Annotated in this window: 8 protein-coding genes and 1 pseudogene; 7 read left to right on the top strand and 2 right to left on the bottom strand. The window is 64.4% G+C overall.

The features are described from left to right. Positions 1 to 145 precede the first annotated feature (145 nt). The 6 genes from BLX41_RS26080 to fabI are packed head-to-tail and all read left to right on the top strand — an operon-like array spanning position 146 to position 8,350. A complete protein-coding gene (locus BLX41_RS26080; protein ID WP_123727219.1) occupies positions 146 to 1,975 on the top strand; it encodes an extracellular solute-binding protein in 1,830 nt (609 codons plus the stop codon). Further along, a complete protein-coding gene (locus BLX41_RS26075; RefSeq protein ID WP_123727218.1) occupies positions 1,972 to 3,825 on the top strand; it encodes an extracellular solute-binding protein in 1,854 nt (617 codons plus the stop codon). Before BLX41_RS26080 ends, BLX41_RS26075 begins: the two co-directional genes overlap by 4 nt. A 1-nt stretch (position 3,826) precedes the next feature. Beyond that, positions 3,827 to 4,900 carry a microcin C ABC transporter permease YejB gene (locus BLX41_RS26070; RefSeq protein WP_016964272.1) on the top strand — a complete coding sequence of 358 codons (1,074 nt, stop codon included), beginning with the start codon at positions 3,827 to 3,829 and terminating at the stop codon, positions 4,898 to 4,900. Position 4,901: 1 nt separating this feature from the next. Then, on the top strand, positions 4,902 to 5,921 hold the full coding sequence (locus tag BLX41_RS26065) for an ABC transporter permease (protein ID WP_123727217.1): 1,020 nt from the start codon (positions 4,902 to 4,904) through the stop codon (positions 5,919 to 5,921). A 1-nt stretch (position 5,922) separates the two neighbouring features. After that, positions 5,923 to 7,533 (top strand): ABC transporter ATP-binding protein, encoded by a 1,611-nt coding sequence (locus BLX41_RS26060; RefSeq protein ID WP_123727216.1) that lies wholly within the window; start codon positions 5,923 to 5,925, stop codon positions 7,531 to 7,533. A gap of 22 nt (positions 7,534 to 7,555) precedes the next feature. Then, positions 7,556 to 8,350, top strand: coding sequence for an enoyl-ACP reductase FabI (gene fabI / locus BLX41_RS26055; RefSeq protein ID WP_123727215.1), 795 nt, complete (start codon positions 7,556 to 7,558; stop codon positions 8,348 to 8,350). Positions 8,351 to 8,617: 267 nt separating this feature from the next. Here fabI and BLX41_RS26050 read toward each other — a convergent pair whose 3' ends face one another. Together BLX41_RS26050 and BLX41_RS26045 are read right to left on the bottom strand one after the other, a co-directional pair. After that, the gene (locus BLX41_RS26050; RefSeq protein ID WP_123727214.1) at positions 8,618 to 9,586 is read right to left on the bottom strand and encodes a GGDEF domain-containing protein; all 969 of its coding nucleotides are present in this window, start codon (positions 9,584 to 9,586) and stop codon (positions 8,618 to 8,620) included. 96 nt (positions 9,587 to 9,682) lie between these two features. Then, complete coding sequence (locus tag BLX41_RS26045) at positions 9,683 to 10,855, bottom strand: NnrS family protein (RefSeq protein ID WP_123727213.1); 1,173 nt, start codon at positions 10,853 to 10,855, stop codon at positions 9,683 to 9,685. Between the two features lie 291 nt (positions 10,856 to 11,146). Between BLX41_RS26045 and BLX41_RS36285 the strand changes: the two are divergent. Further along, positions 11,147 to 12,169 (top strand): annotated as a pseudogene (locus BLX41_RS36285) (hypothetical protein); the annotation flags it as partial.

Below are 12,169 nucleotides of genomic sequence, written 5' to 3'. Positions count from 1 at the left end.
CGGCGAACAGCCTTCGCCGGCAAGCCGGCTCCTACAGGCGATTTCAATTGCACAAAGCGCGCGCCAGCGAGCTTTTTCCTGCTGATACAAGCTGTTACTGTACGGAGCACAAAGCCCAAGCCGCCTGGATCGGATCTCTGACTCGATGCGTCCCCTCCTTCTGTTCTTCATCAGTCTGGCCTTGAGCTTTCCCGCAAGCGCAACGATCACTGAACGTCATGGTTATGCGCAGTTTGGCACGCTCAAGTACCCGGCCAGGTTCACCCACTTCGACTGGGTCAATCCCGTGGCGCCCAAAGGCGGCACCTTGCGGGTCATGGCCTTTGGCACGTTCGACACCCTCAACCCCTATACCTTCAAGGGCATCAGCCCGGTAGCCACGCCGAACTTCCTGCAATACGGAGTCAACGAGCTCAATGAGCCGTTGATGGTCGGCACTGGCCTCTACGCGCCCTCCGGCGATGAACCCACCTCCAGCTACGGCCTGATCGCCCGCTCCGTGGAGTACAGCGAGGACCGCAGCTGGGTGGTGTTCAACCTGCGCCCCGAGGCACGCTTTCACGACGGCCAGCCGATCACCGCCTACGACGTGGCGTTCTCCTATCGCCTGCTGCTCAAGGAAGGCCACCCGCAATACCGCACCAACCTGCAGGAAGTGCAGCGGGTGGACATCCTCGGCCCGCAGCGCATCCGCTTTGTCTTCAAGCGCGCCGGCAACCCCCTGCTGATCCTGCGCCTGGGGGAGTTGCCGGTATTGCCCCAGCACTACTGGAAAGATCGCGACTTCAAGGCCACCACCTTCACCCCGCCCCTGGGCAGCGGCCCCTATCGCATCACCCAGGTCCAGCCCGGGCGCCAACTGGTGTTCGAACGGGTCAAGGACTACTGGGGCAAGGACCTGCCGGTCAACCGCGGCTTCAACAACTTCGACCGGGTCGAGGTGGAGTTCTACCGCGACAGCGATGTGGCGTTCGAAGCCTTCAAGGCCGGCGAGTTCGACATCTACATCGAGCACCAGGCCAAGAACTGGGCCAACGGCTACAACTTCCCGGCGGTCAAACGCGGTGAGGTGATCAAGGCCCAGGTGGCGCACCAGATCCCGACCCAGACCCAGGGCCTGTTCATGAACACCCGCCGCGCCACTTTCGCCGACGTACGGGTGCGCGAGGCGCTGGGCATGATGTTCGACTTCCAATGGACCAACCGCACCCTGTTCAGCGGTGCCTACCAGCGCACCCTGAGCTATTACCCCAACAGCGAGTTCTCCGCCACGGGCGTGCCGGTGGGGCATGAATGGCTGCTGCTCTCGCCCTACCGCGAACAACTGCCCGCCAACCTCTTCACCCAGGCCTTCAGCCTGCCCCGCACCGAAGGCCGGGGCATCCCCCGCCAGACCCTGCGTCGCGCCCTGGCTCTGCTGGCCGAAGCCGGCTGGAAGCTCAATGGCCAGCGCCTGCAGAACAGCGCCGGACAGCCACTGCGCCTGGAGCTGATGCTGGTCAATCCCAACCTGGAGCGCATTCTCCAACCTTATGTGGAGAACCTGGCCAGCATCGGCATCGATGCCCGCCTGCGTACCGTGGACCGGGCGCAATACAAGCAACGCCTGGATCAGTTCGACTACGACATGATCCTCATGACCCTCAACCAGACCCTGAGCCCGGGTCTGGAGCAATGGCAGTACTTCCACTCCAGCCAGGTCTCGGTCAAGGGCAGCAAGAACTACGCAGGCATCAACAATCCCATGGTCGATCACCTGCTGGAGCAACTGCTGGCCGCCCAGAGCCGGGACGAGCAACTGGCCGCCGGCCGCGCCCTGGACCGGGTACTGCTGTGGCAGCACTACATGATTCCCAACTGGTACCTCAACCATCACCGTCTGGCCTACCGTAACCGGTTCGCCTTCGTCACCACGCCGCCCTACAACCTGGGCTTGAATGCCTGGTGGCTGAAGTCCATGGAGAACACCCAATGATGCCTCTGCGTGCCCTGCTCCTGCGCACCAGCGGCCTGTTGTTCGGCGTCATCGCCTGCTGTGCCCAGGCTGCGCCGCAACATGCCCTGACCCTGTACAACGAAGCGCCGAAATACCCGGCGAACTTCCAGCACTTCGACTTCGTCGACCCCAAGGCCCCCAAGGGCGGCACCTTCCGCATGGCCGGCTTCGGCAGCTTCGACAGCCTCAATCCGTTCATCAGCAAAGGCGTGCCCGAGCTCAACATCGGCCTGATCTACGACACCCTGATGACCCAGAGCCTGGACGAGCCCTTCACCGAATACGGCCTGGTGGCGGGCAAGATCGAGAAGGCCCCGGACAACAGCTGGGTGCGCTTCTACCTGCGCCCTGAGGCTCGCTTCAACGACGGCCAGCCAATTCGCGCCGAGGACGTGGTGTTCAGCTTCCAGACCCTGATGAGCGCCGGTTCGCCGCTGTACCGTGGCTACTACGCCGACGTCGACCAGGTGATCGCCGAAGACCCGCTGCGGGTACTGTTCAAGTTCAAGCACGGCAACAACCGCGAACTGCCGCTGATCCTCGGCCAGCTGACAGTCCTGCCCAAGCACTGGTGGGAACATCGGGACTTTGCCAAGAGCAACCTGGAAGTGCCCCTGGGCAGCGGCCCCTACCGGGTGACCGAGGTCAAGGCCGGACGCTCGATCCGCTACGAGCGGGTCAAGGACTACTGGGCCAGGGACCTGCCGGTCAACCGCGGCTTCTACAATTTCGACGTGATGACCAGCGATTACTACCGCGACAACACCGTGGCCCTGGAGGCTCTCAAGGCCGGCCAGTTCGACTACTGGCTGGAGATGAGCGCGAAGAACTGGGCCAACGCCTACAACACCCCGGCCGTGGCCCAGGGACGCTTGATCAAGGAACAGATCGCCAACGGCAACCCCACCGGCATGCAGGGTTTTGTCTTCAACACCCGACGCCCGATGTTCCAGGACGTGCGGGTGCGTCATGCCCTGAGCCTGCTGCTGGACTTCGAATGGAGCAACAAGCAACTGTTCAACGGCGCCTACACCCGCACCCGCAGCTACTTCGAGAACTCGGAGATGGCCGCCACCGGCCTGCCGGGCCCTGACGAGTTGGCCATCCTCGAACCCTTGCGCGGCCAGATTCCCCAGCAGGTGTTCGACGAAGCCTTCGCACCGTCCCAATGTGACGGCAGCGGCATGATCCGCGCCCAGCAACGCCGGGCCTACCAACTGTTGCAGGAAGCCGGCTGGCACATCGTCGATGACAAGATGGTGGACGCCCAGGGCAAGCCGCTGGTGATCGAGTTCCTGCTGGCCCAGACCGAGTTCGAACGGGTGCTGCTGCCGTTCAAGCGCAACCTCAGCGACCTGGGGATCGAGCTGGTGATCCGCCGGGTCGACGTGTCCCAATACATCACCCGGGTGCGCTCACGGGACTTCGACATGATCGTCGGCAGCTTCCCCCAGTCCAACTCCCCGGGTAACGAGCAGCGGGAATTCTGGATGTCCTCCAGCGCCGACAAGCCCGGCAGCCGCAACTACATCGGCCTCAAGGACCCGGCCATCGACAGCCTGGTGGAAAGCCTGATCAACGCCGACTCGCGCAACAGCCTGGTGGCCCATGCCAGGGCCCTGGACCGGGTCCTGCAATGGGGCTACTACGTGATTCCCAACTGGCACATCAAGACCTGGCGCGTGGCCTACTGGGACCACATCGGCCACCCCAAGGTCGCGCCCAAGTACGACATCGGCATCAACACCTGGTGGATCAAGCCCGGCGCCAAGCCGGCCGTTGAACCGACCCCGGACAACCAGGCGGCCGCGGCCGACAGGGTGCAATGACATGCTGGCCTATATCGTTCGCCGCCTGCTGCTGATCATCCCCACGCTGCTGGGCATCCTGCTGATCAACTTCGTGATCATCCAGGCCGCGCCCGGTGGCCCGGTGGAGCAGATGATCGCCAAGCTCGAAGGTTTCGACGGTGCCACCAGCCGCATCGCCGGCGGCGGTGCCGAAGTCTCGGTGGCAGGTTCCAGCTACCGTGGCGCCCAGGGCCTGGACCCGGCGCTGATCAAGGAAATCGAGCACATGTACGGCTTCGACAAATCGGCGCCGGAACGCTTGTGGATCATGATCAAGAACTACGCCACCCTGGATTTCGGCAACAGCTTCTTCCGTGACGCCAAGGTGGTGGACCTGATCAAGGAAAAGATGCCGGTGTCCATCTCCCTGGGGCTGTGGAGCACCCTGATCATGTACCTGGTGTCGATCCCCCTGGGGATCGCCAAGGCCACCCGCCACGGCAGTCACTTCGACGTCTGGACCAGCTCGGCAATCATCGTCGGCTACGCGATCCCGGCTTTCCTGTTCGCCATCCTGCTGATCGTGGTGTTCGCCGGCGGCAGCTATTTCAACTGGTTCCCCCTTCGCGGCCTGACCTCCAACGACTTCGACCAGCTGAGCTGGGGGCGCAAGATCCTCGACTACTTCTGGCACCTGGCATTGCCGGTCACCGCCCTGGTGATCGGCCACTTCGCCACCATGACCCTGCTGACCAAGAACAGTTTCCTCGACGAGATCAACAAGCAGTACGTGGTCACTGCCAAGGCCAAGGGCCTGACCCAGCGTCGCGTGCTCTATGGCCATGTGTTCCGCAACGCCATGCTGCTGGTGATCGCCGGTTTCCCCTCGGCCTTCATCGGCATCTTCTTCACCGGGTCCCTGCTGGTGGAGGTGATCTTCTCCCTCGACGGCCTGGGCCTGATGAGCTTCGAGGCGGCGATCAACCGCGACTACCCGGTGGTGTTCGGCACCCTGTTCATCTTCACCCTGCTGGGACTGGTGGTGAAGCTGATCGGCGACCTGACCTACACCCTGGTGGACCCACGCATCGACTTCGACAGCCGGGAGCATTGAGATGAACCTGTCCCCCCTCAATCGCCGGCGCTTCGAGCGCTTCAAGGCCAACAAGCGCGGCTGGTGGTCGCTGTGGCTGTTCCTGATGCTGTTCATCCTCAGCCTGGGCGCCGAGCTGATCGCCAACGACAAGCCGCTGGTGGTGCACTACGAAGGCGACTGGTACTTCCCGGCCCTCAAGCGCTACCCGGAAACCACCTTCGGCGGCGAATTCCCCCTGGAAGCCAACTACAAGAGCCCCTACATCCGCGAGCTGCTGGCGCAGAAGGATGCCTGGGTGCTGTGGGCGCCGATCCCCTTCAGCTACCAGAGCATCAACTACGACCTGCGGGTCCCGGCACCGGCGCCGCCCTCGGCGGACAACCTGCTGGGCACCGACGACCAGGGTCGCGATGTGCTGGCCCGGGTCATCTACGGCTTTCGCATCTCGGTGCTGTTCGCCCTGACCCTGACTATCCTCAGCTCCATCATCGGGGTCATCGCCGGCGCCTTGCAGGGCTTCTACGGCGGCTGGGTGGACCTGGCCGGGCAACGCTTCCTGGAAATCTGGTCCGGGCTGCCGGTGCTCTACCTGCTGATCATCCTGGCCAGCTTCGTGCAGCCCAACTTCTGGTGGCTGCTGGGGATCATGCTGCTGTTCTCCTGGATGAGCCTGGTGGACGTGGTGCGCGCCGAGTTCCTGCGCGGGCGCAACCTGGAATACGTGCGCGCGGCCCGGGCCCTGGGCATGCAGAACGGCGCCATCATGTTCCGCCACATCCTGCCCAATGCCATGGTGTCCACCATGACCTTCATGCCCTTCATCCTCACCGGCGCCATCGGCACCCTCACCGCCCTGGACTTCCTCGGTTTCGGCCTGCCGCCCGGCGCGCCGTCCCTGGGCGAACTGGTGGCCCAGGGCAAATCCAACCTGCAGGCGCCCTGGCTGGGCATGAGCGCATTTGCCGTGCTGGCCCTGATGCTGAGCCTGCTGGTGTTTATCGGCGAGTCCGCCCGCGATGCCTTCGACCCGAGGAAATGACATGACCCAGGACAACCTGATCGAAGTCCGCGACCTGGCCGTCGAGTTCGTGGCCGGCGAGCATCGCCAGCGGGTGGTGGAAGGCATCAGCTTCGACATCAAGCGCGGCGAAACCCTGGCCCTGGTAGGGGAAAGCGGCTCCGGCAAATCGGTGACCGCCCACTCCATCCTGCGCCTTTTACCCTACCCCCTGGCCCAGCATCCGTCCGGCAGCATCCAGTACGCCGGGCACGATTTGCTGACCCTGAACGAGAAGACCATTCGCCACATTCGCGGCAACCGCATCGCGATGATCTTCCAGGAGCCCATGACTTCGCTGAACCCGCTGCACAGCATCGAGAAGCAGATCAACGAAGTGCTGGGCATCCACAAGGGCCTGACCGGCAAGGTCGCCAGCAAGCGCACCCTGGAGCTGCTGGAACTGGTGGGCATCCCCGAACCGCACAAGCGCCTCAAGGCCCTGCCCCACGAACTGTCCGGCGGCCAGCGACAACGGGTGATGATCGCCATGGCCCTGGCCAACGAGCCGGAGCTGCTGATTGCCGACGAACCCACCACGGCCCTGGACGTCACCGTGCAGTTGAAGATCCTCGAGCTGCTCAAGGAGTTGCAGGCACGCCTGGGCATGGCCTTGCTGCTGATCAGCCACGACCTGAATCTGGTGCGGCGCATTGCCCACCGGGTTTGCGTGATGCAGAAGGGCTGCATCGTCGAACAGGCGCCCTGTGAGGAGCTGTTCCGTGCGCCGCAGCATCCCTACACTCGGGAACTGCTGGCGGCGGAGCCCAGCGGCACTCCGGCGAACAACCCGATCGGGCCGCCGTTGCTGGAAGTGGACAACCTCAAGGTCTGGTTCCCGATCAAGAAAGGCCTGCTGCGCAGCACCGTGGATCACGTCAAGGCCGTGGACGGCATCCACTTCAGCCTGCCCCAGGGCCAGACCCTGGGCATCGTTGGTGAAAGCGGCTCGGGCAAGTCGACCCTGGGCCTGGCGATCCTGCGCCTGATCGCCAGCCAGGGCGGGATTCGTTTCGAGGGCCAGCAGCTGGACGCCCTGTCCCAGCACCAGGTGCGGCCGCTGCGACGGGAAATGCAGGTGGTGTTCCAGGACCCCTTTGGCAGCCTCAGCCCGCGCATGAGCGTGAGCCAGATCGTTGGCGAAGGCTTGCGCATCCACAAGATCGGCAGCGAACAGGAGCAGGAACAGGCGATTATCGAAGCGCTCAAGGAAGTCGGCCTGGACCCGGACACCCGGCACCGCTACCCCCATGAGTTTTCCGGAGGCCAACGCCAGCGCATTGCCATCGCCCGGGCCCTGGTGCTCAAGCCGCGGCTGATCCTGCTGGACGAGCCGACCTCGGCCCTGGACCGCACCGTGCAGCGCCAGGTGGTGGAACTGCTGCGCAAGCTGCAGAGCAAGTACAACCTGACCTACCTGTTCATCAGCCATGACCTGGCGGTGGTCAAGGCCCTGAGCCACCAGTTGATGGTGATCAAGCACGGCCAGGTGGTGGAACAGGGTGACGCGCGCAGTATCTTTGCCCTCCCACAACATCCGTACACACGGCAATTGCTGGAAGCCGCTTTCCTGGCTCCGGCAAGCGCCGAATAACCTGCAACAGGAGGAGCAACACATGGGTTTTCTCGCTGGGAAGCGTGTCCTGATCGTCGGTGTCGCCAGCAAGCTGTCGATCGCCTCCGGCATTGCCGCCGCCATGCACCGTGAAGGCGCCGAGCTGGCCTTCACTTATCAGAACGAAAAACTCAAGGGCCGGGTCGAAGAGTTCGCCGCCGGCTGGGGTTCCAGCGCCGAGCTGTGCTTCCCTTGCGATGTGGCCAGCGACGAACAGATCGCCCAGGTCTTCACCGAACTGGGCAAGAAATGGGGCAGCCTGGACTGCATCGCCCACTCCGTAGGCTTCGCCCCGGGCGATCAGCTCGAAGGCGACTTCACCGATGCCACCACCCGGGAAGGATTTCGCATTGCCCACGACATCAGCGCCTACAGTTTCGTGGCCCTGGCCAAGGCCGGTCGCGAGCTGATGAAGGGCCGCAACGGCAGCCTGCTGACCCTGTCCTACCTGGGTGCCGAGCGCACCATGCCCAACTACAACGTGATGGGCATGGCCAAGGCCTCCCTGGAAGCCGGCGTGCGCTACCTGGCCGGCTCCCTGGGCCCGGAGGGCACCCGGGTCAACGCCGTCTCCGCCGGCCCGATCCGCACCCTGGCCGCCTCGGGGATCAAGAACTTCCGCAAGATGCTGGCAGCCAACGAAGCCCAGACACCCCTGCGACGCAACGTCACCATCGAAGAAGTCGGTAACGCCGGCGCGTTCCTCTGCTCGGACCTGGCCTCCGGCATCAGCGGCGAGATCATGTACGTGGACGGCGGCTTCAACACCACCGCCATGGGCAATCTCGACGAGTGATTCCCGGCTGTGACGAGGGTACTCGTGCCCTCGCCACAAAGGCTCAACGCCTGCTCATGGGCGGATGGAAGCTCATCAATCGCAGCGCTCAAACCTGCTCCTCACGGATGCTCGATGCAAAAAATCATATGGAAAATGAAACCGGAAAGATCATCCGTTGGAGAGGAAGTCTATGACCCACCGCTCATGGAACGCAGCGAGTAGCGGCCCGCAATATCCTTCTGTCGCAGCCCCGCTCCGGGGTTCGGGGCTTGTCTGCTGCAAAGCTCAGTGGGCCCGCTTGCCGGCCTGCTTGTGCAGATACATGGCTTTGTCGGCATCGGCCAGGAGTTCTTCGATACCGGCGTGGCGCTCGGGGTCGTACTCGATCTGCCCGACACTGAAGCGGATGTCGTAGCCACGTTTCAGGGTGGCGTTGCGTTCATCGAGGATTTCACCCAGGCGCGCCATGATCGCCGAAGTCTCGACGTGATCGGCAGCGCTCAGCAGGGCCACGAACTCATCGCCGCCCAGGCGGCCGATCACATCGCTCTCGCGAAAGGCGATGCGCAGCACGTCGGCAAAGGTCTTCAATGCCCCGTCGCCTTCGGCATGGCCGTAGCTGTCGTTGATGTGCTTGAACTCGTTGAGGTCGAAAAACAGCAGGGTCGCCGGCTTCTCCAGGCGCTTGCAGACCCCAAGGGCATGCCGGGCCAGGGCTTCGAAGCCACGACGATTGGACAGCAGGGTCATCTCATCCATGCTCGCCATCTGTACCGCTGCCAACTCCTGTTCGGCCATGCGCGCCAGGTCCCGCAGCAAGGCGCGCTCCTCGTCGTCCAGGTCCCGGGGCTTGACATCGATCAGGCACAGGGTGCCCAACTTGCTGCCATTGGGCACGGTCAGCGGACAACCGGCATAGAAGCGGATTCCCGGTTCGCCGACCACCAGTGGATTGTCATGGAAACGCTCGTCCAGCTCGGCATCGCAGACGGTCAGCAACTGATCACCGAGAATCGCGTGGCCACAGAAGGAAATGTCCCGCGGGGTTTGCGTGGCGCTCAATCCCACGCAGGACTTGAACCACTGCCGGTCGGCGTCCACCAGACTGACCAGGGCGATCGGCACATTGAACAGGCGCTTGGCCAGCCGGGTCAGACGGTCGAAGCGTTCTTCCGGCGAGGTATCGAGAACGTTCAGCTCCCTCAGGGTCTGAATCCTCAGGGCCTCATTGTTGGGTTTGCTTGGGTACAACATCGCTGACTCCATTCGCGGCTAAGACCGCAAGCGTAGTCCAGTTTGATCACGGCCTCCCTTGTAGCGATGTTGCTCGATGTCCCTGATTGATGCCTCTCAACGCCGTGGCGTCAGCAGAATCCGCGCATATCCACCAACGAACAGGCCAAACGCCAGCGCCCCGAGCACCGCCGAGAGCCCCAACCCCAAACTGCTGAACGGCACCAGCAGCACCCGGCACACCGCCGCCAGGAACAGCAAGGCAAAAGCACCGGCCATGGCCCGGGTCACCTGCAGCGGCCGGCCGCTGTGGCCAAGACTGACCCGAGCAATCATCCCCAGTACCAGCCCGCCCAGGCCACCCACCGCCAGGGCATGGGTCACCAGGCTCTGCTGCAGCGGCCAGCCCAGGTGCCACAGGGCCATGCCCAGGGTGGCCAGGGCCAGCCACAGGTACGCCAGGTACAACGACCAGAGCAACGGCAGGCGCCACAGGCCCGGCCGGTGCCAGCGCCACAGGCGCCACAGATGCAGGGCCGCCAGCAGGACGAACAACGGGGCCAGCCAGACCTGTGGCCCGTCACCGCCCCCCAGAGCCATGGACAGGGCCGCCAGTACACTGCCGATCAGCAACAGTCGGGTCGGCCAGGGCGACCCGGTCGGTGCCGGCGGCAGATTGAGGCCGCGCTGAATAAAGAACGGGATGACCCGGCCACCGATCACTGTCATCAGGGTCGCCACCAGCCACAACGCCCCCAGTTCGCCGCGCCGCTGCCATAGCTCCTGGTGGCTCAGCAGGCCCCACAAGGCCAGCCCCTGAAACACCGTCAGCAGCCCCAGGATCAGCACAATGGGGTAGTTGTCGCGCTTGCCGGCACGCCACAACTCATGCCCCACCACCCCGGCCAGCGCCGGCATGAACGCCACTTGCAACACCAGGAACAGCGGCGTCGGCACCGGCAGCCACCAAGCCAGCCGCGCCAGCAGCCAGACCAGCCACAGCAGGATCAACGGTGTGCGACTGAGCCCCGGGCGCCCGGTCCAGTTGGCCACCGCCGTCAGCAGGAACCCGGCAATGATGGCCACGGAAAAACCGAACAGCATCTCGTGGCGGTGCCAGGCCAGCATCCCGCCCACCGGCTGGCGCCCGCTCCAGCCACCGTGCAACCACAGGCCCCAGCCCATCAGGGCGATACAGGCGAAGGCGGCTCCCGCCAGGAAAAACGGCCGGAAGCCCAGACTCCACAACGGCTGTGCGGCCCATTGCCGCCAACGTTCAGGCAACGACACAGGCAGCCCTCCCCGGGTTCAGGACAGACAGTGGCCAATTGCAGTAGCGGATCATCGTGGAGCTCCTCGGCCAATCAGTGGCGATATAGCCCATCCCCATCACGATTCATGCCAGAGCCAGATCCGCCGCAAATCGGGGCCCTGCGCCTCAAGCGGTCCTTTTGACAACAATCAATCAAGTCATTAAGACACATCACCAAGTCAATATGACTGCAAATTCCCAGCTGCGTTTTCCCTGCCGCAAGGGTAGATTGGCATCCCCAGCCCCTTTGCCGCACAAGGATGTCTTCGTTGTCCTCCACCCCTCGCATTCCGCCCGAGAAAAGCCTGTCGCGCCTGTTGCTGGAGTTGCTCTGGCAGTTGTGCGCCCTGCTGGTACCGATTTTCTTCGTCACCTTGCTGCCCCCGCCGCTGGCCCTGGCCGTAGTGCTCGGCTGTGCCGCGGGCATGGCCCTGGCGGCGCGCCTGGGTTGGCCCAGGACCGCTCGTGCCATGGCCCGGCTGACGATCAGCGCGGCGTTTGGCCTGGGTTTCAGCCTGGGCCGGGCCCTACCGGCGTACTGGGACATCGCGGCAGCCTTCGCCAGCATCGTTGCCGGGCTGGCAGCGGTCAGCCACCTGGAACGCCGCCTGGGCCTGGTGCAGCCCCCGGCCACTGCCGTCAGCGCCTGGGGCGGCGGCGAACCGCAACAAACCCCGGAAGGCCTGCCGATCCGGGTGTTCAACCACGGCGAGATCGCCATGGGCGGCCCCACCTATTGCGACTACCTGTTCCCGGACGGCGTGCTGTTGCAAGGGCTGGGGTCGTCGGCGCGGTTCTCCAGTGACGGGCGCTATTTCGCCGCCCCGCTGCCTTCGCGCCAACAGTGGGGCCTGGCGATCCTCGACCGCTCGTTGCGCCGGCTGTACCGCTGCGACCACGGCGAGTTCTGGGAGCTGGACGCCTTCGCCGAGGACACCCTGAGCGGCCGCCACAGCCCCTTGGTGGACAACGGCCCGCGCCACGCCAGCCTGGCGGCACTGCTCCAGGACGCCGAATCCGTCGAGCTGGTGGCCATCGCCGATCTCTGGCTGGAGCCCGGCGACTGGATGGCGGCCCTGTCCCGGCAAAATTTTGAGGAAGCCTCACCGCACGCTCGCCATCGACTCCAGGCGCAACTGGCCCTACCGGCCAGCGTACGAGACTTGCCCCAGCCCCTGGAGCCGCTGCAGGCGGCGCCCTATCGACTGAGCCTCGACGGCCAGCCCAGCGGCTTGTTGATTCGCGCCGACGCTGCGCGCTGCTGGTGCGCCGACGGCCAGTCCCTGGCCTGC

It is taken from the genome of Pseudomonas protegens, assembly GCF_003732485.1.
In the GTDB taxonomy this organism is placed as follows: Bacteria; Pseudomonadota; Gammaproteobacteria; order Pseudomonadales; family Pseudomonadaceae; genus Aquipseudomonas; species Aquipseudomonas protegens_B.
Note: the sequence above shows the minus strand (reverse complement) of the source record. Positions and strands in the feature narration are given on the sequence as shown.

Excerpts from the sequence above, each read along its gene's own strand:
- BLX41_RS26060 (WP_123727216.1), top strand. The coding sequence starts at position 5,923 with ATGACCCAGGACAACCTGATCGAAGTCCGCGACCTGGCCGTCGAGTTC.
- BLX41_RS26070 (WP_016964272.1), top strand. The coding sequence starts at position 3,827 with ATGCTGGCCTATATCGTTCGCCGCCTGCTGCTGATCATCCCCACGCTG.
- fabI (WP_123727215.1), top strand. The coding sequence starts at position 7,556 with ATGGGTTTTCTCGCTGGGAAGCGTGTCCTGATCGTCGGTGTCGCCAGC.
- BLX41_RS26065 (WP_123727217.1), top strand. The coding sequence starts at position 4,902 with ATGAACCTGTCCCCCCTCAATCGCCGGCGCTTCGAGCGCTTCAAGGCC.
- BLX41_RS26075 (WP_123727218.1), top strand. The coding sequence starts at position 1,972 with ATGATGCCTCTGCGTGCCCTGCTCCTGCGCACCAGCGGCCTGTTGTTC.
- BLX41_RS26080 (WP_123727219.1), top strand. The coding sequence starts at position 146 with ATGCGTCCCCTCCTTCTGTTCTTCATCAGTCTGGCCTTGAGCTTTCCC.
- BLX41_RS26050 (WP_123727214.1), bottom strand. The coding sequence starts at position 9,586 with ATGTTGTACCCAAGCAAACCCAACAATGAGGCCCTGAGGATTCAGACC.